The organism is Halococcus saccharolyticus DSM 5350, from assembly GCF_000336915.1.
GTDB lineage: Archaea > Halobacteriota > Halobacteria > Halobacteriales > Halococcaceae > Halococcus > Halococcus saccharolyticus.
On the sequence record NZ_AOMD01000033.1, the window covers coordinates 35,125 to 56,748 of the forward strand.

The following is a 21,624-nucleotide window of genomic DNA, read 5'->3' on the forward strand; positions in this document are numbered from 1 at the left end:
CTCAGGGAAGCCCCGTGAGCAGCGAGGTGTACTCGTGCGCGCCGGCGTCCTGAAGCATCGTCGAGTAGCGCTTCAGGAAGAACCGGTCGGAGTCCTCGGTCTTCGCGAGGGTCTCCATCACCGTCGACGCGAGGTCGTGTACCGCGTGGAACCGCATGTCGACGGTGAGCAGGTTCCGACCACCGGGGTTCGCGCTGGCGTCGTACGCCGTGTTCGGCATGTAGTCCGAGTGGACCAGCCGGTGACCGTCGATCATCACCGACTGCGCGCCGAGGTTGATCGCCCCCGTCGGTCCGCCCATGATCTCGACCGGGTCGTGGTCGTCGAGGGCGTTCTTCAGATCAGTGATGGTTTTGAGGTCCGTGAACGAGACCGTCGTCGAGAGGTTGCCACCCTCCTCGACGGCCCGGCGGACGTTCTCGCGGACCATCTCCGGCGTGATCGTCGACCCAGCGCCGGCGTCGGGCGTGCGGTCCTGGCCGTTGTCCTTCGCCAGCGTCCGCATCCCCTTGTACGCTCGCTCGTCGGTGATCGAGCCGTCGGTGGTGCCGTTCGTGGGGTCGCCGTTCAGGACGAGGTTCTCCCCGAAGTGAGCCATCGACGTCGACTTCGCCCGCTGCTCGACGCCCATCGCGTTCCGGAACCCGCCCGACGCGAGGTTCATCGGGCCCGAGACGCTGCCGGTGACGCGGTAGTACGTCATCGACTGGGTCTTTGGCTGCGTGGTGAGATCCGAGTCAGCAGGGACGTCGCGCTCGCCACCGATCGACGGCTGGGAGAGCTCAGTCACCGAGTCTTGCTCGACGGTGTTCGAGTTGCGCGCCAGCTTCGGGAGCATGTCCCAGGCCGGCGTGTTCCGGTCGGTGAGCCACGTCAGGTCGTTGAGCGGGTAGGTCGGGAGCTGATAGTCCGCGACGTTGAGGCCCTTCGCCGCGGCGACCTGGGCCATCGCCCCGCGGAGGCTCGCGCCGTCCTGCATGAGCTCGTCGATGGCGCGGTACTCGCCCTGGTAGGCCTTCTCCAGTTCCGGCCGGGCGTCGTAGCCCTCTTCGCCGGTGATCGCACCGAGCGGGTCGGAGATGACCGTCTTGTCCGGGATGTCCCCGAACGCTGCCGAGAACTCCTTTTTCGCGTTGACGGTGTCGCTTCGCGGCGTGGCGATGAGCGCGTCACTCATTCGTCGTCACCGCCCTCGCCACCAGCGGTTCCGGCACGCTTGATTGCGGCCGCCCGATCGCCGTTCGAGACGAGGTCGGTGCCGTCGTCCTCGTCTCCGTCACCGACGCCGTCGAGCTGGGTGCCGAAGCCCTGCCGGCCGGCGACGCCGTTCGACAGCTGGTCGATCTTCTTTTCGAGCGTGGCGATCTGTTTTTCGACGCCTGTCGCAGGTGCGCCGAGGTCCTCGGCAGTCTCCTCGTCGATCACGCCAGCGTCGACCAGCTGGTCGATGGTCTCGCCGTCGAGATCTCCGTCGACGTCGGGGTCGTCACCGTCGCCCGAGCCACCGTCGCCGCCGGCGGCGATGTCGTCGGCGACGTCTCCGAGCGCGTCCTCGACCGTGTCCTCGACGATCGAGCGTACGCCTTCGGTCGTGAGGTCCTCGCCCCCACTACCGCCGCCGTCCGAGCCACCGTCGTCGGGATCGGCGTTCTCAACCGCTTCCTCCGCGGCGGTCTCGGCCGCGTCCTCGGCGGCCGCCGTCGCGTCTTTCTTGATCGATGCTTCCATGTCGTCGAGCCGCTCCTCAAGTTCGTCTTCCATTTTGGTGTCCTCTGGTTCGTTGCCGTACGCGCCGCTACCGGCCGATTTCGCCACTACAAAACTCGCCGCCTGCACCGCCGGATCGTCGACGATCGAGACGTGCGTCGCCTTCTCGAGCTCGACCGTCCACGTCTCGCCCACGGGTGCGGGCGGGAGTTCGAGCGAGGGCCCGCCGCCCGCGAAGGAGTTCGCGACCGCTGGCTGTGCGCCCGCGCCGCCCTGCTGTCCGACGGGGCGGGCGATCTCCTGGATGTCGAGCTCGTTGCCGTCGTCGTCGAGCACCCGCGCGATCGGGCCGAACACCGACAGACCCTGATACGTCCCATCGGCGACGCCGGCCCACACCTCATCGTCGGCGATCTTCGCCGAGAGCATCCACGCGCCCTGCGGGATTGTCCGGTCGGCCTCCTCGAACGTGAGATCCTGTTTGGCGACCCACGACTCGGTGGGATGGCCCACCTCACCGCCGGCGTGCATCGCGTCGATCTCGCCGGACGGCAGGAACGACTTCGCAACCTCGGCGATGTTCTCCGCACGATACTCGTGGCGCTCCCGGTCGGGCTCACCGGGCACCAGAACCGGCGCGGTCACGATACGCTGGGCGCTGTCCTTGCGGACGATCGGACCGCCAACCGTAGCCGCGCCTGTCATCACTGATGCCGAGGAACTATACCCTCCTTAGTTCAGCAAAAGTGGACGGTTGCTGTGAAACCGCAAGCAGGCGAGCGTCTACCCCGAGTAGACGGGATGAACTAAGGAAGATAGCGCGCCGACTGGCGGCTGGGTCGCAAGGCCCACCACCCTCCCCCCGCTCGGAGAGGCGGGACGAACTGGAAAACCCACGTCAAAGAGCGTGGTCGAGACCTGTACGACGGCTGCACGTCGTGGTTGGTTTGTCACCTGCACGTTCCGCGGGCGCGACGCCGTGGCGGACGCTCCGACCGCTCGGCCATCCGCGCCCTACATTTTTGTCCCGTAGAACTATCAACCAAGAGGGTGTATAGTTGCGAGCATGGGCCTCATCACTGGAGTGATCCGGCTCGCATGGTTCCTGACGGTCGGCTGGCTGCTCGGCAGCGCATACTTCCTGCTCATGCTGCTATTGAGTCCATTCGGGACGCTGTCGAGTGGGCGCGTGCTCAACAACACGCAGTCGATCATGTTCCTGAAAACGGACGGCTAACGGTCGTAGAGTCCCGAGTCGTGGAGCCAGTCGTAGAGCGTCTGCTTCGAGACGCCGAGCCGTTTCGCCGCCGCCGTGCGACTCTCGGGACCGAGTTCGGCTCGGAGCAGCACTCGGTCGATGGACTGCCCCTTCTCGGCGGCGACCTCTTCCATCCGGCGTGACGGGTCCGCAGCCCACTTCCGGACCTTCGAAACCGTGGTCTGGGGCGCGAGAGTAAAGTCGCAGCGGCACATGATCCCCCACACCGACGCGCCGGGGAACTTCTCGTCGACGGCGGGCGGGCCGCCGTCCTTCGTATAGTCGACGGTCCAGGACTCGCCCGGCCCAACGGTGACGCCATCCATGTCGCGGTGGGACGGACGCACGCGGTGGTCCGACGAGTCGATCCAGGTGCGCGCCCAGCCGCCCACCTCGTCGCCAGTCGCCTCGGCGTACTCGGTGCGACCCTCTTTGGCTGCCTTGCCCAGCTGGTCGCGGGCGAGGCGTTCGGCCTCGTAGCCAGTCCACTGCTCGGAGAGGTCCTCGATATTCTCCTCGACGGTGGTGATCCGGTGGCCCTCGGTCCACGCCGTCTGGAGAACCTCGCGGAGATCGTCCTCGAGGCGCTGGCTGATCGGCTTCGTGATCTTCAGCGTCCGGTCGCGAATCCGCTCGACCACGCGATCGCGCACCTGGTCGAGGTCGACGTCCTCGATCGAGAGGCCGGCCTGCCGGAGTTCGGAAAGAATAGACTGCTCGCCGTCGGTGATCTTCTCGACCTTGTGCTCGACGACGACGTCGCGGACGTCCTCGGCGAACCCGATGCCGATCACCTGCTTGACGAGCTTCATCAGCTCGGGGAGGTTCTTCTGGGCGGCCACCTCCTTGGGCGACTTGCCCTGGTGGTTCTCGGTGGGGTAGCGGAGTAGCTGCTGGTTGCCTTTGATCTGCCGGCGGACGTCGTCGATCGCCGACTCGTAGACGTCCTCGACGTCCTCCTGGAGGGCCTCGATCTCGCCGGGTTGGAACGAGAACTGCCGGTAGTCGTCGGTCTCCCGCAACGCCTTCTTGCTGACGACCTCGGCACCCTCGGGGAGCCAGTAGCCCTCGTCGCCGGCGTAGCTTTTCGCGGCGGCCGCGTCCTGACCGCCGTCGCTAAAACCCGTATCGCCGCCGTCGTTGGTGGGCGTCTGGTTCTGCTGGAGGCCCTCACCACCGGGCCCCTGCGAGTTCTGGTTCTCGCCCTCAGGTGTGAGCCCCCCTCCGTCGTTTCCGCTGCTTCCGCTGCTCGATCGCGTCTGGGGCGTCCCGGGCTTGTCGCCCCATTCGACCGGATCGAGCCCGCGCTCCTCACGGATCTCGTTGACCGTCGTGACGCCGCTCTCCAGTTTGAGCTTGTTCGTCTCGGCGATTTCCCGCTTCTCCATGATGTCCCGGCCGGGATCGAACTGGAGTTTGATGTCCTCGGAGAACCACCGATGAAGGTACTGCGTGGTCCAGAGCTGTTCGAGGTTGTTGATGATCGCGCCGAGTGCCCGCTTCTTGTACTTCTGACGCTGGCTGACGTCGGTCGCCCGGGTCATCTCCTCGCCGATCGCGAGCCCCGTTTCACTGATCGGCGTCCGGAACGCCGAGGCGACGAGCTTCGCGTACCACTGCTGGCGATCGAGCACCTGGAGCTCGTCGTAGGTCATGTTGAACGGGACGAAATCCGCTTTCCCGCGGGTGTAGGGGTGCTTCATCTGCTCGCCCTTGACTTCGTTCTCCCAGTAGGTCTCGAACTTCTCGTAGTCGCGATCGGACCACTCGTCGCCGATCAGCGTGATCAGCCCGGAGGGCATCCCCTCCTCGAGTTCGCGGATCTCCTTGTCGACCAGCCCGCCCATGATGTTGATGAAGCGGCTGACCATCTCCACGGGCGAGTAGCCGTAGATCCCCGCACGGGTCTGGGTGGGCTGGAAGACGCCCCACATGACGATCTCGCGATCGAGCTCCTCGGGGTTGCCCCATCGCTGCTCGGCGCGTGGGTACTGATAGAAGCGCTGGAGGATCCGATGGTTGTCCCAGTCCGCCGTGAACGTGTTCGGGTCGAGCGGCACGGCCTCGGCACGGCGGCCCTCGACCTGGAGGTTCGTCACGCTCACGCAGTTGCCGACCTCGAGGAGATCGCGCGCCAGCATCGAATTGATGTCATCGAAGGACTCCGGGTTGGGGTTCGGATCTTCGAGGGCGCGTTCGGCCTCGTCGATCACGCCGCTGGCGACGCTGGTCTCCTCGTCGATCGGCACGACCGACCACGGAACGCTTTCGAGATCGCCGAGGATCGCGGCCATGTTCGACTGGACCACGCCCGACTGTGCCAGCTGGCGCAGCGAGAGCGGGTTGTACGAGCGCTGTCGGCCCTTGATCGGGCTCTCGATGTGCTCGGGGACCGACCCGCGTCGCATCCCGTTGTCGTCCTTCGAGACGGCGACCTCGGTCCGCGACCACTCGTTTTGGCCACGGTGGTAGACCTGGCCGCCCCTGTCGTCGACGTGGCCCGCGTCCTCGACGACGTCGCCGGACCACAGTCGCTTGGCTACACCATCGCGGAGTCGTTGGATCGGGGAATTTCGTGCCATCAGAGATCCCCTCTCTGTCGGCCCAGTTCGCGCATATCCCGCGCGAACTCCTCGCCCCGGCGAGGAGTGTTTTCCACCATGAGGTTTGTTGTGTTGGCTGGCTGGGCTTGCTGGGTAACAGCGGCAGCCGCTGCAGCGCCAGCAGCGCCAGTGCCGGGCGGGCCCGGCGGGTCGGGTGGGCCGAGATCGTCGGGCCGCTCATGACCTTCGAGCGCGCCCCGCAGGTCGGTAAAACTCCGTTTCTCGTGGACTTCGTCGCGCGCGTCGAGTTGATCGCGGTGCTCGTGGTCGCGACCGATCCAGTAGCCGACCCCTGCCGCGATCACCGCGCTTCCGATCCAGCCGATCGATTTTGTTATGTAGCTCTTTAGTTTCATGGTCTACATCTCCAGAGATCCGACGCGCGAGCCCCAGTGCTCACGTTGGGCTTGCCAGGCGGCGAGGCCGACCGAGGTGAACGGCTCGCCGTGGCCCTCGTTGGTTTCGACCGCGTCGAGGTCGTTCGTCACCACTGCTAACTGTCTCTTCTGTCTACCGTCGGGAACTAAAATCAGCCGACCGCTCGACGCGTAGACGTCCAGCGCGCCCGCCATCGAGTCCTTCGAGGTTCCCGACAGGCTGACCGGCTCCATCTCGTGGGGTAGCTTGCCCTGCTCCTCGAGGCTCTCGAACTCCCCACGAGTGTCGTCGTACGCGAGCCGGCGCACACCGAACCAGTCGATCGCGCGGCGGAGGTACTCCACCTGGCGCGTGTACGCCCAGCCGTCCATCCACTTCTGATGCAGTTGGACGAGGTGACCGCCAGGCTCACAGACGAGGTCGCCGTCCTCGTTCGGGAGCCACCGCCGCAGCACAGCGAAGATCGCGCAGTGGGCCGGGTGCTTTCGCTTGCCGATGTCGTGGCCGCCCACGACGCCCGTCACCGCTGGCGAGTCGAGCCAATCGCGCAGCTCGTCGGGCATCGGGTCGGTCGCGAGCGATCGATCCTCACCCCAGTCGACGAGCTCGGGCTCGATCAGCTCGCCGAGATCCTCGTCGGTGAAAAAGGCTACCTCGCTCGACTTCGGCGAGCACATGAACTCCTGATTGAATAGCTTCTCGCCGATCTCGCGCTTCCGGCTCATCAGCGCGTCGTAGTCCATCCACTCCGGCCAGATCACGCTCTCCGTCGCGTGATCCTCGATCGCCGGCTGGACCATGTACTCGTAGTCCGCGAGCAGCTCCTCGTCGAAGGTGAAGTCCTCCTCGGTCTGAGGGGTCGTGGTGACGTGGAGCTCCTCGCCGTCCTCGGTCTTCGGGATCGACGAAACGCCCGCTCGGAACACGTTGTTGATCTTCAGGATCTTCGTCGGGTTGAGATCGTTCTCGGGGTCCTGGAACGGGTCGTCGACGTAGACGAACCCGGCGTGGATCCCCCGAACGTGGCTCATCATCCCGTGCGGCGAGAGGGTGATCTCGTGGTCGCCGTCCCACGTCCACTTGCCCTTGGTTTCAGCCGTCGGTTTGAGGTCCTCGAGGCCGGCGAAGTACGGGTTGCGCTCGATCAGGTTCTTGATCGAGTCAGACCCTTCGCCGATGTGATAGCCGGCGCTCTTCTGCTTATAACTGAAATAGTGCATCTCGAATCTGGCGGGTCCGTCGGCCCACTCGGCGTCGTCCATCCCGTTGAACCGGGCCCGCCAGATTTTCCACAGAATATGGATGTAGAAGCCGGTGCTTTTCAGGTGGTTGCGCGGGCCGATGTCACAGGTCTTGTTGCCCGACTGGAGGTGCTCGAGACGACGTCGTACCCACGACCCTCTGGTGAACTCGTCGCCGGGCTCGTCATCGGGCCCGAACGACTGGCTGAAGATCAGGTCGGCGAAGGTTGGGAGATCTCGATACGTCGCCTTGTAGATCGCCGTCCTGGTGGTCCCGTCGAGATCTTCGGGCGAGGCCGCGGCACCGGTGGCAGCGCTCATCCGAGGAGCCGGGTGAGGCCGCCGTTATTCAGCAGGCGGACCAGGCGCTCGATCGCCACCGGCCGAAAGCCGAACCCGGCGGCGAGATAGCCAGCCACCATCGCGACCATCGCGTACGCTGGTTCCCTGGCGACGTCACGCAGCTGCTTGCCCTGGGCTTCGGACTCGCCGATCGCGATGAACGCCAGCCCCAGCATCGCCTCCGGTCGAGCAGCGACGCCCGCCGCGAATCCGAGACCCAGGCCGATCCCGGCGGCGTGCCACTCACCTCTCGTCGAGAGCAGGCCGCGCCAGTCGCCCTCTTCGACCTTGGTCGGGAGAAAGTCGCGCCACTCCTGCCACGAGAACGCTTTAGTCGTCGCGAACGCGTCCGGGTCATCGGCGTGCTCGAGGCACGGGCCTGTCTCGGCACTTCGGCCCCATCCCTCGGGATGCTGGCAGGGATCGCCACTCTCGGTGTCGGTGCTCCCGCAGACCTGTTGGGGTTGTGTCGGCATGATTAGGCCTCCTCGTACCGCTTCTGGTGGTTCGCGATGCGTCGAAACGCCCAGGTGCCGCCGATCAGCCCCGTAAGATACCCCCCGCCTTCGAGCGCGAGCGAGAGCCGTGTCCCGGCGAAAAACCCGCCCGTCGCGACGAGGACGAGGATCAGCCCCACTGAGGAGATCGCGCTCGCGTACCGATCCGAGACGGTGTCGTACCGGGGTGCGCCCCGGATCGCAAAGCCGTACCCGATCAGGAGGAATCCGGCGACGATACCGAGTGCCTTGACCGCGAGTCGGAGGTCGATCACGTCAGTCCTCCCCCTCGTCGTCGGCGGGCGGCACGATGTCGAACGGGAGCAGTGCGGTGATGTCGAGCTGGAGAGTCGCCCACAGAACGACCGCGAAGATCGCAAGTGTGCGGTCGGTGATCGGGCGACCGAACCACCAGCCCCCCGCGGCCATCACCACCAGCACGACCAGCGCGAACGCGCCGACGTAGTTCTTCAGCTCTCGTCGATTCATCCATACGCGGTCCTATCGATGGTGTGAGTGTCATGATCCATTGTCCGCCTCGCCAGGTTGCTTGTTCGAGTCGGTCGATTCGCTGCCGTCCGCATCGTTATCGAGGCGGTTGTGACTCGCCCCGACCACCGCCGTCACGATCTCCTCGGGGACCGAGTGCTCCAGGTCGATCGAGCCGCCGACGTTGACGTCGAGCTCGTTGTCCTCGATCCCGAGGACCTGTGCTTTCTTCTCCAGGTGCTCGGCCTGCTCCTCGCGACGGAACGCCCGCGCCTTCTCGTTGCGGACCTCCTCGAGGCCGACGAACTCGGTGGTGTACTTCGGCTCGCCGTCGATCCCCTTGATCGGATACCGCTCGCCTGGCTGGACGATCGTCGTCCGTCCAGTGAATCGGATTAGAACATCGCGACCGGGTGTCGCCCACTCGGGCCAGTCGGCGTCGCCCGGCTCGATTTGCTCCCACTCAGTCCACTCGAAGTCAGAGACGCGATCGCGACGAACCTGCTCGGTTTCGGGAAACACCCGCTGGATCGGGACCTCCTTGTCGGCGTTCGCTTCGGCCTCGCGAGCCCGATCGTGCTTGCGCTGGAGGGACTCGGCGATCCGGAGGTCCTCTTCTGCCATCCGGTCGCGGACCTTCTCGATCGTCTCCTCGGCATCGCTATCCTTGAAATATTTCCGAACAGTTCGCGGTTTGATGTCGGCGATGCCCTCTTCCTCGAAGTGGTCGGCGATCGCCTCAGCTGACCACCCATCAAGAAAGTGCAACTTCCGAGCGATATGTGCGCGACGCTCGCGCGAAAAAGCCATCAGCCGGGCCGGGGAGTAGCGAGCGCCATACGACGTTTAGAAGAATATTCTTTAAGAGATATAAATGCCGGGGTCAGTCCTCAGCGCACCACGGGCACCTCTCGTCGCCGTTGTCCTCGTAGCGCAATTCGCAGTCGGGACAGATCTTCAGGTGGTCGTCGTTCAACGGGATCGGATCGGCGTACAGCACCGTGACGAGCACCGGCGGGCCCGAGAGCCAGTCGCGCTTGAAGACGATCACCGAGTCGGTTGGGGCGTGGAGTCGGCCGTAGTCCGGGCCTGGGATGCCGATCGGTGGTGAGCGATCGAACTCGTCGGGGAGATCCCACGGGGCCCAGCCGCGTTGCTCGCAGCACACCCGCTCGGTCCAGCGGTCGTACGCGTGTTCTGTTAAAACCGGCACGAGTCACCGCGACACCTCCAGCAGCGCCTCGTATCCGTCGCGGACCGGGACGTCCGAATCGTCCGTCTCATAGCCCTGCCGGTCGAGCGTGCCACGAACCCGACCCTCATTCTTCGCAATCAGCACCGTGACCGTCTCCTCGCCAGTCCGGCGGATCCGATACGGCAGGCAGTCGATGTCTGCCAGGACCCGGTTGACATCCGCAACCAGCGGGTGCACTCCGTCGCCGGGATCGTCACCGACGTCCGCCGCGTCGGTGTCGGCGGTGCTGCTCATAGCGCCTCCAAGCAGCGCTCGATCTCCTCGAGGTCATATCGGGTGACCTCGCTCCATTCGACGCCATCGTAATAGGTGACGTCCGCCGCGTCGCCGGCGTGGTGCTCCGAGGGGATGCGTTCGACGCGAACGTCGTTGCGCTCGACGGCGTCGTACGCCTCTCGGCAGAGGTCCTCTGTAAGACGACGTCCTTCCGCGGTCGGGTGCGGGGCGAGCGTCAGCCGGAGCGATCGAGCGAACCGGGCGAAAGTGCTCGTCATCGACTCGGCGATGTTGTCGAGAGTGCGGCCGAGGTCCTCGAAGCCCACTCAGACCACCCCCATGATCGCGAGGGCGAACGCGGCGATCATCGCGACCGCGACCAGCACCAGCGCTGCGAGTTTCACGCGGTGATCGGAGTAGTACCGCCCCATCGCTGCGACCGCCGGTCGGAACGCCAGCCGCGGGGCCTGGGTGGGACAGACGTCAAGGTGCAGCTGGACACCGTCCCACTCCGAGCGCACACGGAGCGCCTGGTTCTGTCGATTCCGGGCGGTGACCTGGATCGGCTCGGGTTCGAACCCCCCGCTATCGAAGTGTTGTTGGACGCGCGTGCGCTGCTCCTCGTCGAGATCTCCGGGGAACCGGATCGCCTGCGCGACCACGTTGAATTGTGCCGACTGCGAGGCGTGCAGCAGATCCTCGTCCTCGGTCGCCGGCATGGTTTCGTAGCCCGACTGTTGGGAGCTCATAGCTCGTTGGCGAACCGGATGCGGTTCAGCCCACTACCGAGATCGTCGGGCCGGACATCGCGATCGCTCGTGACTGGCTTCCCACCGCTCGCGAACTCGACGCCGGCGTGGACGTAGACGTCGGCGGTGTTGGCGCGGTGGATGTACGCGTTCCGCGTCGTCTCAAGCCGGACCCCCCAGTCGATGTGCAACGTACCGCTGCCGTAGAGCGCGATATCCCGGACGAAACTGTCCTGGATGCGCGCGCCGACCGGCTTCCCGCCGAACCCATCGGGGAAGCGCATGTTCCGGTGCATCGCGGGGCCGACCTGCTGCGAGCGCGACCACGTCATCCCCTGGAACCGGAGATGTTCGTCTTTCCCGGTGTGGATGATGTTGTGGTTCGCGGTTACCTTCACCTGCGAGGGATCCTCGTAGTTCCCGCAGAAGACGATCCGAGCAGCGCCGCGGTTCTGAGAGAAGGCCGCCTGGATGGTGCCCGGAGAGTAGGTCCCGTCGGCGACTGCGAACGCGTGGACTGCCTCGTAGTCCTTCGAGATCGACTCGTACGCCTCGCGGTAGTCCTCGCTCGTCCGGATGACTTCTACATCCGACGGGTCGATGTACTGCGAGTCGGCATCGCCCGCGGCTTTCTGCTTCCGCGCCTCGATCGAGGGACCACGCTGGGTGCCGCTGGATCCACCGCCGCCCGAGCTCCCGCTCGAACTCGACCCGTCGAACGCCTTCGCGCCGTAGGCCGACGCCCGTTCCCAGTTCTTGTTGTTGATCGAGATCAGCAGGTCCTCGGGATCGTCCGCCAGGATCTCCGTCTTCTGGCCCCAGTAGCGCCACTCGTCGACGCCACTGACGACCCGGCCGATAGCCGTTCGGCCGTTGTGTCCGACGTGATCGCGACCGCCGGTACCGGACTTCGCCTCGATCCCGCCGTCGACAGAGACGTTGTATTCGTTTTCGCGGTTCGATTCGCTCTTGATCCGCATCGAGTGTGGCATTGGATTTGTTCGTTGGTTTGAGATGTTCGGCCGGCCGTGCTACTCGGATGAAGATTCAGACACCATCCGGCGGTGGCTTCGACTCCTCGCCACCCTTGCGATCGGCCGGCTCATCGAACGCCGCGTAGCACGACTGGCAGTGGAAGTCGTGACTGGTTCTCGACGCAGCCTTACCGTTGTTCGCGTTGGTGCGGACGCGTACTGACCCGCACTCAGGACACTCGTACCGCCACGGTTCGGATGGATCAGGACGACGGCCGTCCTTCTCCCGCGAGCTCGGGAAGACGCTCACGACGGCACCTCCCCAGAAGGGTTAAGTAGACTGCCACAGAACAGGACAGTACCAGCCGCGGTCGTTAGCTGTTGCTTTAGGTTGGTTAGACCGTCTACCTCTCTCTTCTCCTTCGAGGAGTTTGAAGAAGAAGATGAAGATGAGTATTTCAACCCTTCATCTTCATTTACTCTCATCGATACCGCGCCTCTCGCTCGTCGGGATCCTGACCGAGATCCTCGTCCAGAACGCCGGTCCAGTCGTGCTCGTGGTCGTGGAGACCATCCTCGAAGGCGTAGTCCGGAACGTCCGGATTCCGGTCTTTCAGCTCTCGAATGACGCCCTCGGGCTCCACACCACCGGTCGCCGCTGCGCGCCCGACCTTCGGATTCTCGACGTCCAGCCGCATCCCGTCGCGCCGCAGCTGCGACTCGAGTTCTTCAAGCTTCGCGTCGTACTTGTCCTCGCGCTCGGTGATCGATCCGAGTTTCTCATCTACGGCCTGGACCTGCTCCTCGAGCGTCTCGATCTCCGCGTCGATCTCCCGGCGCTTCTCGCGAACGTCGCGAAGCCGATTCTTCAAGTCGGCACGCTGCCGTTCGAGCCGCGATCGGTGGGCTAGCTCGGGCCCGAACGCGATCTCCTCCAGGCGCTCGCGGATCTCGCGACTGAGGCCACCGTAGTCGAGTTTCTGCTTCGCGGTGTCACGGACCGACTCCGGGACTTCGACGTTGATCCGAACCGTTTCCTCGTCGTCCATCACTCGTCACCTCCCGAACCGACGAACCGGTGCCGGGAGCCGCGATCGTGCTTGAACGCGGGTGACTTGACGAGGTCCTTTACCCGACGCTTCAACGTGTCCTTGCGCCGGATGTCGGTGTGCTCGCGGTAGATCTCGGTCAGCGATCGGACGTGGAACACCTGACCCTCGCGGCCGGCAAGCGAGTCGAGTACCGACGCGTTGCGAGAGTCGAACCGACCGTCGACGGACTGCTCGGATCCGTCCGAACCGCCCTCGAGTTCCTCGACGCGATCTTCGAGATCTTCAACTCGGTCGATCAGCTGGTCGAGCTTCTCGGCGTCGACGAGAACCTCACTCATGGAGATCACTCTCCCAGTCCTCGTCGCGCTCGGCCTGGCGACCTGCCTCGTCGGCATCGCCGATGAACTTGACCTCGTCCTCGCGGCCGATCTCCTCAATCAGCCGTCGGCGCTCGACGTCGCCGCAGGTGATCGTGCCGCGCTTGGTGAGTGCGTCGCGATCGATCTCTGCTTCAACAACATCCCCACCGTCGCTGCTGTTATCGCTACTCCCGCCGCTGGTGGATCGTCGAGCTCGTGGCTGTCTCTGACTCATGACTGACCTCCCGCGTTCGCAAAGTCACTCAGCCCGCGCTGGGGCGATTCGACATCCGCGCTGAGGTCGTTCTCGAACAGCGTCGTGAGACTCTTCGGGAGCCATGCGACCCGCCCTTCGGCGGCGAACCGCCACGCCGCTTCGGAGGATTTCACACATCGGCCGAGATAGACTGCTGCCGTGCCCTCGGCCGTCGGGAGATCCTTGTCGTTGGCCCACTCCTCGATGACGAGTGCTGCCTCGACGCCGTCGCCGAACGCCGACATGATGACGTCGACCTGCCGGTTCGACAGCCCGCGTTTCGTCGCCGCGAGATCCGAGTAGTTCTCGACGACGACCTTCGCCTCGGGATCGTCGCCGACCGTTCGATCGGGGCTCACGACGTCGCACCTCCCTTATTAGTTATACTGATGCTCGCTATACCTTTCTCGTCACCTTCCTCGAAAACACGACTCCACGGGATCTGAGCGACGCGGCGGCCCGATCGCCGCGCCGTCGCAGGCGACCACGTCGTGACGAGATCGTCGACCCACCAGGCGGGTCGCATGACGAGCTCGCCGACGCCCTCGCCCTCGCGACGAACGCCGAGGACGTACTCCCCGTCCTCAGAGAGCAGCTGCTCGTGGGCGCGCTCGCGGAGCAACCACCGACCGCGTCGCGGTGTGTCGTTCGGGATGCGGTACTTCGCGACCTTGACCTCGACCGGCGTGCCAGGTTCGACGTCGCCGAACTCGCCAGCCGCGTCGATCCGCTCGCACACGCGCGCGTCATACCACCAGGGCTCGTCGGCGTCACCGGAGATCCGTTCGAGCGGCCAGCGCTCGCACGCGGCCGTCTCGGCGGTCCGACCCCAGTCGGCGTTGTCGTTGCCCTCGGGCGGATGCGTCACTCCGATCCCCCCCCGTTACCGCGGTCGAGATACCGAATCTCGGTCCGGAAGCAGGGGATAGTGCCGTTCGTCGTGGTTGTGCAGGCCCCACCCTCGGGGTTGCGCTCGAAGAGACGGTCGCAGCGCTCGCACAACTGGACCATCTACGCCGCACCTCCATGCGCAGCCGCGGCGCTATCCGTTTGGATTATGTAAGAATTTGGAGTAGTCCCACCAGGATTCGAACCTGGGTCGAAGCCCCCAGAAGGCTTCAGGATTGGCCGCTACCCCATGGGACTGCAGTCGTTGCTACCTCACCGACCTACGTAAGCGTTGCGCGTTCGGTCGGCTATCAAACTCGGTCGGTCTCAGGCGAATCATCGATCCTCACGGACCGACGTGTACTTCCGGGCGAGACGTGGAGGGCGGGTATGTACGTCGGACGGTTCATCGTCGTCGGTCACGACATCGGCGCGTATCGGGTCTCCTCGCGGTCGTTCCCCGATCGGAAGATCGTCGATCGCGACGGCAGACTCACCGTGGTCCCGACCGCCGCGGCCGACGAGACCGACAACCCCTACGTCTCGTACAACTGCGTGCGTTCGACCGACCGCGGAGCCGTGCTCGGCAACGGCTCACACGTCGATCCGATCGCCGAGAAGCTCGCCCGGGGCTACCCGCCGCGCGACGCGCTCTGTCTCGCTCTGCTCGCCCTCGACTTCGAGAAGGACGACTACGACACTCCACGGATCGCCGGAATCGTCGGTGGGCCGGCGGACGAGGCGAGCTACATCGGGATCGTCCGCCGGGACGGGATCACCGTCGAGGAAGTCACCGAGCCGACGCTGGTGGCGACCTACGAGAAGGATCGACCGGAGGCGGTGGCGTTCGATGCTGCGGACGGTGACGGATCCGAGGGTGCTGCGGCGGCAGCGACAGCGGTCTATGACTTCGAGTTCGAACATCGGGTCTGTGCAGCCGGCGTCGTCCGAACCGAGGACGGGTTCGAGACGGCCATTGAGAACGGCGATTGAAGTCGGTCGGGATCCAACACCGGGCCATGCAGGTCGGTGTCATCTCAGATATCCACGCGAACCGGGTCGCGCTCGACGCGGTGTTCGAGGACATGCTGCCCGTGGACGGCGTGGTCTGTGCGGGCGACGTCGTGGGATACAACCCGTGGCCCGGCGACTGCGTCGATCGAGTGCGCGAGCGCGAGATCCCGACCGTGATGGGCAATCACGACCGCGCGGTGGCGAGTGGAACCGCGTTCGCGTTCAACGGGATGGCCCGCGCGGGCGTCGAACACGCGCGCGAGGAACTCGGCGACGACCAGCAGGACTGGCTCGGCTCGCTGCCCGACGAGCGCACCGCGTTCGACGGCCAGGTGAAGATCGTCCACGGCCATCCAGACGACCCCGACCGCTACACGTACCCCGACCTGTTCAGTGCGGAGCTGCTCGACGACGAGGACGTGCTCGTGCTGGGTCACACCCACGTCCAGCATCACGAGAGCTACGACGCGGGGATCGTCATGAACCCGGGTAGCGTCGGCCAGCCCCGCGACGGCGATCCGCGGGCAGCCTACGCGATCGTCGATCTCGACGCGATGACTGTGGAGGAGCGCCGGGTCGAATACAACATCGAACGGGTTGAGCGCGCGGTGGAGGAGGCGGGGCTGCCCGAGGAGATCGGATCGCGGCTCAGGAAGGGGCGGTGAACGTCTCCTGTATGGCCGACAACGCGTTCTCGCGGTCGTCCCAGTCGACGAACACCGCGACCGAGGTGGCGCTCGTGATCACGTCGTTGGCTGTGATGTGTCGTTCGGCGAGCGACTCGGTCATCTCGTGGACGATACCAGTGTGGGTCGGGAGATCGCCACCGGTGACGCGGATCGCCGCGCTCTCCTCGCCGACGGTCACGCTCGACAGCGCGCCCTCCTCGATCACGGTCTCGTGGAGAACGGTCTCGGCCGTGGCGGCGTCGTCGGCATAGACGTAGAACGTGACCGAATCGAGCCCGCTCGCCACTGCGTCGATGTTGATGTCGGCTTCGGCAAGCGCGCCCGAAAGCTGTGTCATGATCCCCGGCCGGTTGCGGATCGCCCGGCCCGCGACCGTGAGACACGCGAGCGGCGTCTCCTGGAGGTCGATCAGGGTCTCAAAGGTGCCCTCGATGCTCGTTCCGCCCTGGAGAAGATCGCCGTGCTGGTAGTGGACAACCCGGACGTCGAGATCCGAATCCTTGTAGTTGAGCGCGCTCGGCGCGATGACTTCGGCTCCGCGGAAGGAGAGATTTCTGAGTTCGTCGACGCTGATCTTTCCGACGTTTCTGGCCCCTTCGACGACCCGGGGGTCGCCGGTCATTACGCCCTCGACGTCGGTGACGATCACGACCTCGTCGGCGTCCATGTAGTTGCCGAGCATCACCGCGGAGGTGTCACTCCCGCCGCGGCCGAGGGTGGTGACCGAGCCCGCGCGGTCCTCCGCGAGGAAGCCAGCGACGACCGGAACGACGCCGCCCAGTTGGTCGGCGAGGGCTCGGGCGCGACGGGTGGTCTCCTCGACATCGACCTCGCCGCGCGAGTCGGTGACCACCGGCCAGTCGTCGCTCCCGGGTTCGAGGAACACCGCGTCGACCCCGCGGGCGGCGAGGGCGGCCTTCACCATCCGGGCGGAGGTGCGCTCGCCCATGCTGACGATCTCGGCTCTGTCGGCCTCGTCGGCGTCGAACTGGATCTCTCGGAGGAGGAAGTCGGTCGTGGAGCCCATCGCGCTGACCACGACCGCGATCTCGTGGCCCGCTTCGACCGCGGCGGCAACCGAGTCGGCCGCGCGATTCACCCGGTCGCCGCTGCCGAGGCTCGTTCCACCGAACTTGGCTACGACGCGCATCGACATCCCTCGTGGTCGTCGATCGACTTCGTGCGAGATTGGCACATGGTCGGCGGGTAGTTCTGGCTGGGGATAACTGCTTCCATCCCACGCGTTGGCGCGGACGGTAGTCCGGAACCGACCGACACAGGCGAGTGAGGTTTACGTCTCCCAGCCCACGAACGGAGTATGGAGGTGCGAGAGGCCGTCGAGGCCGACGCCGGACGCCTGGCTACGCTGGCGGATGCGCCGGCCGATACGATGCGGAACCTCGTCCACGACCGAACGGTTCGGGTCGCCGACGAGGACAGTGAGATCGTCGGATTCGTCAGTTTCGACGCCCGTCGCGACGCCGTTCACGTGACCCAGCTCGACGGGACGGGCGAGGCGGCGGCACGGTTGCTCGACGAGCCGGCACGGTTCGCGCGTGCTGAAGGGATGGCCGCCGAGCTACTGGTCGAGGAGTCGCGGGACGAACTTCAGCGCGCCGCGGCGGCCGCTGGCTTCGAGCGCGCCGGCTCCGGACCGCGGTTCGAGGGCGCGCCGACCGTCCGGTTTCGACTCGAACCGTAGTTTGCCGGACAACAGCGGTCCTGGTGTCCTGCGTCCGGGGTCCGAAAATCAAAGATTTTCGTCATCACGAAACGGCTTCGCCGTTTCGAACGACGCCGCGAACGCAGGGCTCAGGAGAGCGTGCTCTCCTGGTGGACGAGAAGCGAGACTGTGAGCACTGGAAAGCGATCCGTCGCGCTGTAGAAACCGCGCTCGTCGACCGTACTCCGACGACTCTCGCCGGGTCCGGTACCTCGACATCGAGACGGACGACGGCCAGACCAACCAAGTGCCCGCGAACGCTATGGATCGACAGTAAAACGATCCACCATGAGCGAAGGACGACTCAGTATGAGTGACGGCGAAATCCCAGGTCATTGGGGATGGATCGGTCTGGAACAGGGCGACCTACAGACGCCGAAGGCGATGATATGGGACGACGAAGAGGTGTTAGAGCCCACTCGGCAACTGGACGGGTTCGAGAACCCAGCGGGAGTGCAGATCATCCAGAAAAAGCGTCGCCATCGGTCGGCCAGCGGCTCGGTGTTGGACCAGCACTGGATCGACATCGTCGACGCTGCCACCGCCGATCGGGAAATACTGTTCACCACGGCCGAGATCGACCCTCGGCAACTGAGCAGGCTCACTCGGGAATATATGACGCTCGTCGACGGTCTTCATCGAAGTAACTGACAGAGTTTGTCAAAAGACACCACTAAACCCGGAAGTCGGTTCTAGAAATCACGTATATATCCCGAAGTCATGGAAGTTGTCGTATAACACACTCTATCGAAGTATTTTTGCTGTATTTAGGATTAGGGTTCGGAGTGACGAACCATCTACAGCGAGCGTGGCGACGATATCGGTCGATACCGATCGTGTATCGCATCGCCGTCGCGTTCGTCCTCGGTTCGATCGTCGGACTCGCAGTCGGGTCGCCGGCCCAGCGCCTGCAGCCGCTCGGTGACCTGTTCGTTCGACTTCTCGAGATGATCATCGTCCCGATCATCATCTTCACGCTGATAATGGCAGCCAGAGAGCTGTCTCCAGCAAATCTCGGCAAGATCGGCGGCCAGGTCGTGTGCCTCTATCTCGCCACGACCGCCGTCGCGATCGCTATCGGGTTGGGCGTGAGCAACCTCATCGAACCCGGGTCGAGCGTGACGCTCACGAGCGGGAGCGTGAACACCCAACAAGCGCCGCCGCTCGGCGAACAGCTGTTCAGTATCGTTCCGACGAATCCGATTTCCGCGATGGCGGAGGGGAACATCCTCGCCATCATCTTCTTCACCTTGGTGTTCGGGCTCGGGATGACGATAGTGAGAGCGGAGGCCGAGCCGGATTCTGCCGTTCGGAGCGGCATCGACACGCTGTTCGAGACGGCCGAAGCGGGCGCGGAAGTGATGTTCAAGATCGTCTGGGGCATCATGGAGTACGGTGTGATCGGCGTGTTCGCCTTGATGGCGTCGCTGTTCGGCGAAATCGGTATCGAGGCCCTCAGAGCGTACGCCCTACTGGCGTTCAGTCTCGCCTTCGCCATCAGCCTCCAGATATCGATCGTCTACCTCCTCGTGATCCTCCGCGGGCTGGTGGGTGCGTCGCCGCTCGCGTTCCTCCGAGGTGTCAAGGAGGCGATGGTGACAGCGCTCAGCATCCGTTCGTCCAGCGGGACACTCCCCGTCTCGATGTCCAACGCCGACGAGAACCTCCGTATCGACGACGGTGTGTACGGCTTTTCGTTGCCGCTCGGTGCCACGATCAACATGGACGGAACGGCGATGTATCTCGGGATCGTCGCCGTCTTCGCGGCGAACATCGCCGACGTGTCGCTGACGCTCGCCCAGCAGTTCTCCATTCTGGCCACGGCGCTTCTCGCCAGTATCGGCACTGCGGGCGTTCCGAGCGCGAGTCTCGTGATGATGACTGCCGTGTTGACGCAGGTCGGCCTCCCACTCGAAGTCATCGCGATGATAGCAGGTATCGATCCCTTGCTCGACCGTCTCCGCACGATGAACAACGTCGTTGGTGATCTAGCGGTGAGTACGGTCGTCGGAAAGTGGAACGACGCCATCGACCTCACGGCCGGCGTCTGGGTCGATGATCCCAGCGAGGGCGGTAGCGTTCCGAGCGAAACGCCGACCGACTGATACTGATCGTGACTTTGACACGGCATCGTCACTCGGCTCGTCTATCGAACACAGCACGCTGAAGCACCCTTCGTCGTCGCATCTATCGAAGCGAAAGTCGAGATGGGCCTGAGCTGTCGTTCGGTACTGTCCACGGCTCAGAACTTCTGGATCGTCAGGTCGAGCGTATCGAGGTCGAGGATCGGCGCGTAGCCCACGTCGGGGTCGATGTTGACGCTTTTCTGGAAGCTGGTCTGTTCCTGCCAGCAGCCCGAGTTGATCGCGAGCACGTTGTGGTACTTGCCGTAGCCGAGTTTGTGGACGTGGCCCGTATGAAAGACGTCGGGGATCTCCTCCATCACGAGGTAGTCGCGCTCTTCGGGGGCAAGTCGGGTGTGACCGCCGTACTGAGGGGCGATGTGGCGTTTCTTGAGGAGCTGGTACATCGCCTTGTGAGGTTCGTCGTAGTTGGCCTTCTCTTCGGGGAGTTCGGCGATCACCTCGTCGAGGCTGACGCCGTGGTACATCAGGATCGTGACGCCCTCGATCGTGACCGTCGAGGGGTTGCCCGAAAAGCGCGCATCGTGGGCGCTCATGATGTTCCGGAGCTCCTCGTCGAAGCCCGGCTGAGGTTCGGCGAGTCGGACGGCGTCGTGGTTGCCAGGGATGAGGAGGATCTCCATGTCACCAGGCACCTCCTTCAGCCGCTCGGCGAACGCCTCGTACTGTTCGTAGATGTCGACGATGTCGAGTTCCTCGTCTTGATCCGGGTAGACGCCCACACCCTCGACCATGTCGCCCGCGACGAGGAGGTACTCGACCGCCGCCGCGTCCTCGGTGTGGAGCCAGTCGGCGAAGGCCGACCACGCGTCGGCCGCAAACTCCTGGCTGCCGACGTGGACGTCCGAAATCAGGGCCGCGCGGACGTGGCGGTCGGCGGTCGAGGGGCGGTACGTCCGGGGAACGTCGGGGAAGTGGAGCTCGTCGACGAACAGGATCCCACCGTCGCCCGCGAGCGTACCCTCGACAGCCACGAGTTCGTCGAGCAGGAGTTCGTCGACGACGCCGGCGATCTCGCGGTCCTTGAGGACGAGACAGGGGAACGTTCCGGTAGTGTCCTCGAGCTCGACCAGCCAGTGACCGTTCGCTGTCGACCGGATATCGGCGATCATCCCGACGATCGCGGCGTCGCTCCCGCCAGCCATCGCGTCGACCGCCTCCGTCGGTCGGTGGTTGACTCGCGAGCGCAGGAGACCTGAAAGACGCTCGTACCGGTCCCGGAAGGTCGCGACGAAGTCGGCGTACTCGCCCGTTCCGGTACTCCGACCGGTGACGTCGCCCTGCACGTCGAGCGAGCGCAGTTCCGGGTTGACCGAGCGCTCGCTCGCTCCGCCCTCTTCGTCGAGTTTGCCGTCCGCTGCTCCGATGGCCGACCCCTTCGTTTCAACTGGAGAATTCGTCGCTTCGTTGGATCCATGTGACGTGGTTCCACCCGAAACGGAGGGGTTGTCGGTCGATGTATCGGACGCTTCAGCGGTGTCAGCGGGCGGGTTTGATGATTCGAGGGCTGGGAGGGCGGTTTCGACGTCCTCGGCCGAGAGGGTGAGCGTGTCGGTCGGAGCCGACTCGGTCGCTCGTTCGATCGCGCGGTCGAGGTCGTCCGCACGCGCGAGTAGTGTCACGGCCTCGCGTTCGGCGTTGTAGCCCCGACTGGCGAGTTCGCTCACGACTCGGACCGGCGTCGGACGCGGCACGAAGCAGGGTTTCGCCGGACGGAGCAAAAGCGTAGCGGACGGGAGCGGTCATCGACGAAATTCTACGGACGGTTCGGGACGAGGCACTAGTTCACG

28 protein-coding genes and 1 tRNA gene are annotated in these 21,624 nt (G+C 64.9%); 6 read left to right on the plus strand and 23 right to left on the minus strand.

The annotated features are described in order from the left end of the window. Window position 1 precedes the first annotated feature (1 nt). Window positions 2–1,177, minus strand: a complete 1,176-nt coding sequence (locus tag C449_RS15855) for an SU10 major capsid protein (protein ID WP_006079059.1) — start codon at window positions 1,175–1,177, stop codon at window positions 2–4. Beyond that, window positions 1,174–2,412 carry an XkdF-like putative serine protease domain-containing protein gene (locus tag C449_RS15860; protein ID WP_006079060.1) on the minus strand — a complete coding sequence of 413 codons (1,239 nt, stop codon included), beginning with the start codon at window positions 2,410–2,412 and terminating at the stop codon, window positions 1,174–1,176. Before C449_RS15860 ends, C449_RS15855 begins: the two co-directional genes overlap by 4 nt. 361 nt (window positions 2,413–2,773) lie before the next feature. Here C449_RS15860 and C449_RS18165 point away from each other — a divergent pair, with 361 nt between their 5' ends. Continuing rightward, window positions 2,774–2,944, plus strand: a complete 171-nt coding sequence (locus C449_RS18165; protein WP_161606467.1) for a hypothetical protein — start codon at window positions 2,774–2,776, stop codon at window positions 2,942–2,944. Here C449_RS18165 and C449_RS15865 read toward each other — a convergent pair. The 19 genes from C449_RS15865 to C449_RS15950 form a co-directional block, all read right to left on the minus strand. After that, the gene (locus C449_RS15865; RefSeq protein WP_006079061.1) at window positions 2,941–5,547 is read right to left on the minus strand and encodes a phage portal protein; all 2,607 of its coding nucleotides are present in this window, start codon (window positions 5,545–5,547) and stop codon (window positions 2,941–2,943) included. The two genes, C449_RS18165 and C449_RS15865, sit on opposite strands and share 4 nt — an antisense overlap. After that, window positions 5,547–5,924, minus strand: a complete 378-nt coding sequence (locus tag C449_RS15870; protein ID WP_006079062.1) for a hypothetical protein — start codon at window positions 5,922–5,924, stop codon at window positions 5,547–5,549. Before C449_RS15870 ends, C449_RS15865 begins: the two co-directional genes overlap by 1 nt. 3 nt (window positions 5,925–5,927) lie before the next feature. Then, entirely contained in the window at window positions 5,928–7,508 is a 1,581-nt protein-coding gene (locus C449_RS15875; RefSeq protein WP_006079063.1) for a hypothetical protein, read from the minus strand. Beyond that, window positions 7,505–8,005 carry a hypothetical protein gene (locus tag C449_RS15880; protein ID WP_006079064.1) on the minus strand — a complete coding sequence of 167 codons (501 nt, stop codon included), beginning with the start codon at window positions 8,003–8,005 and terminating at the stop codon, window positions 7,505–7,507. The genes C449_RS15875 and C449_RS15880 overlap by 4 nt, the downstream gene beginning before the upstream one ends. Before the next feature lie 2 nt (window positions 8,006–8,007). Continuing rightward, entirely contained in the window at window positions 8,008–8,301 is a 294-nt protein-coding gene (locus C449_RS15885; RefSeq protein WP_006079065.1) for a hypothetical protein, read from the minus strand. Between the two features lies 1 nt (window position 8,302). Next, on the minus strand, window positions 8,303–8,515 hold the full coding sequence (locus C449_RS15890; protein ID WP_006079066.1) for a hypothetical protein: 213 nt from the start codon (window positions 8,513–8,515) through the stop codon (window positions 8,303–8,305). Window positions 8,516–8,545: 30 nt separating this feature from the next. Beyond that, on the minus strand, window positions 8,546–9,325 hold the full coding sequence (locus tag C449_RS15895) for a hypothetical protein (RefSeq protein ID WP_006079067.1): 780 nt from the start codon (window positions 9,323–9,325) through the stop codon (window positions 8,546–8,548). A 73-nt stretch (window positions 9,326–9,398) separates the two neighbouring features. After that, window positions 9,399–9,728: a hypothetical protein gene (locus tag C449_RS15900; RefSeq protein WP_049914376.1), complete on the minus strand. Its 330-nt coding sequence runs from the start codon at window positions 9,726–9,728 to the stop codon at window positions 9,399–9,401. 3 nt (window positions 9,729–9,731) lie between these two features. Further along, window positions 9,732–10,004 (minus strand): hypothetical protein, encoded by a 273-nt coding sequence (locus C449_RS15905; RefSeq protein WP_006079069.1) that lies wholly within the window; start codon window positions 10,002–10,004, stop codon window positions 9,732–9,734. Then, window positions 10,001–10,312 (minus strand): hypothetical protein, encoded by a 312-nt coding sequence (locus tag C449_RS15910; RefSeq protein WP_006079070.1) that lies wholly within the window; start codon window positions 10,310–10,312, stop codon window positions 10,001–10,003. The genes C449_RS15905 and C449_RS15910 overlap by 4 nt, the downstream gene beginning before the upstream one ends. Continuing rightward, window positions 10,313–10,735, minus strand: a complete 423-nt coding sequence (locus C449_RS15915) for a hypothetical protein (protein ID WP_006079071.1) — start codon at window positions 10,733–10,735, stop codon at window positions 10,313–10,315. It lies immediately after the preceding gene. Next, window positions 10,732–11,727, minus strand: coding sequence for a hypothetical protein (locus tag C449_RS15920; RefSeq protein WP_006079072.1), 996 nt, complete (start codon window positions 11,725–11,727; stop codon window positions 10,732–10,734). Before C449_RS15920 ends, C449_RS15915 begins: the two co-directional genes overlap by 4 nt. A 55-nt stretch (window positions 11,728–11,782) precedes the next feature. Continuing rightward, entirely contained in the window at window positions 11,783–12,019 is a 237-nt protein-coding gene (locus tag C449_RS17950) for a hypothetical protein (RefSeq protein WP_152415755.1), read from the minus strand. A gap of 172 nt (window positions 12,020–12,191) precedes the next feature. Next, window positions 12,192–12,758, minus strand: coding sequence for a hypothetical protein (locus C449_RS15925; protein WP_006079073.1), 567 nt, complete (start codon window positions 12,756–12,758; stop codon window positions 12,192–12,194). Then, window positions 12,758–13,099 carry a hypothetical protein gene (locus tag C449_RS15930; RefSeq protein ID WP_006079074.1) on the minus strand — a complete coding sequence of 114 codons (342 nt, stop codon included), beginning with the start codon at window positions 13,097–13,099 and terminating at the stop codon, window positions 12,758–12,760. The genes C449_RS15925 and C449_RS15930 overlap by 1 nt, the downstream gene beginning before the upstream one ends. Then, window positions 13,092–13,355: a hypothetical protein gene (locus C449_RS17955; protein WP_152415756.1), complete on the minus strand. Its 264-nt coding sequence runs from the start codon at window positions 13,353–13,355 to the stop codon at window positions 13,092–13,094. The genes C449_RS15930 and C449_RS17955 overlap by 8 nt, the downstream gene beginning before the upstream one ends. After that, window positions 13,352–13,735, minus strand: coding sequence for a hypothetical protein (locus C449_RS15940; RefSeq protein WP_006079076.1), 384 nt, complete (start codon window positions 13,733–13,735; stop codon window positions 13,352–13,354). The genes C449_RS17955 and C449_RS15940 overlap by 4 nt, the downstream gene beginning before the upstream one ends. Beyond that, window positions 13,732–14,244, minus strand: coding sequence for a hypothetical protein (locus C449_RS15945; protein WP_006079077.1), 513 nt, complete (start codon window positions 14,242–14,244; stop codon window positions 13,732–13,734). Before C449_RS15945 ends, C449_RS15940 begins: the two co-directional genes overlap by 4 nt. 205 nt (window positions 14,245–14,449) lie before the next feature. Next, a tRNA-Gln gene (locus C449_RS15950) sits at window positions 14,450–14,522 on the minus strand. A 132-nt stretch (window positions 14,523–14,654) separates the two neighbouring features. Between C449_RS15950 and C449_RS15955 the strand changes: the two genes are divergently transcribed. Next, window positions 14,655–15,257, plus strand: a complete 603-nt coding sequence (locus C449_RS15955) for an IMP cyclohydrolase (RefSeq protein ID WP_006079080.1) — start codon at window positions 14,655–14,657, stop codon at window positions 15,255–15,257. 26 nt (window positions 15,258–15,283) lie between these two features. Continuing rightward, window positions 15,284–15,943, plus strand: coding sequence for a metallophosphoesterase family protein (locus tag C449_RS15960; RefSeq protein ID WP_006079081.1), 660 nt, complete (start codon window positions 15,284–15,286; stop codon window positions 15,941–15,943). On the opposite strand, the gene C449_RS15965 is transcribed toward C449_RS15960, so the two are convergent. Continuing rightward, on the minus strand, window positions 15,927–17,117 hold the full coding sequence (locus C449_RS15965; RefSeq protein WP_006079082.1) for an aspartate kinase: 1,191 nt from the start codon (window positions 17,115–17,117) through the stop codon (window positions 15,927–15,929). The two genes, C449_RS15960 and C449_RS15965, sit on opposite strands and share 17 nt — an antisense overlap. 168 nt (window positions 17,118–17,285) lie before the next feature. Here C449_RS15965 and C449_RS15970 point away from each other — a divergent pair, with 168 nt between their 5' ends. From C449_RS15970 to C449_RS15980, 3 genes are all read left to right on the plus strand, one after another. Further along, window positions 17,286–17,669, plus strand: a complete 384-nt coding sequence (locus tag C449_RS15970) for a hypothetical protein (RefSeq protein WP_006079083.1) — start codon at window positions 17,286–17,288, stop codon at window positions 17,667–17,669. A gap of 330 nt (window positions 17,670–17,999) precedes the next feature. Further along, window positions 18,000–18,341: a hypothetical protein gene (locus C449_RS15975; RefSeq protein WP_152415757.1), complete on the plus strand. Its 342-nt coding sequence runs from the start codon at window positions 18,000–18,002 to the stop codon at window positions 18,339–18,341. A 185-nt stretch (window positions 18,342–18,526) separates the two neighbouring features. Further along, window positions 18,527–19,795: a dicarboxylate/amino acid:cation symporter gene (locus tag C449_RS15980; protein WP_006079085.1), complete on the plus strand. Its 1,269-nt coding sequence runs from the start codon at window positions 18,527–18,529 to the stop codon at window positions 19,793–19,795. Between the two features lie 137 nt (window positions 19,796–19,932). Here the strand turns inward: C449_RS15980 and C449_RS15985 are convergent, their stop codons facing one another. Continuing rightward, complete coding sequence (locus C449_RS15985) at window positions 19,933–21,528, minus strand: DNA-directed DNA polymerase II small subunit (RefSeq protein WP_006079086.1); 1,596 nt, start codon at window positions 21,526–21,528, stop codon at window positions 19,933–19,935. Between the last annotated feature and the right edge of the window lie 96 nt (window positions 21,529–21,624).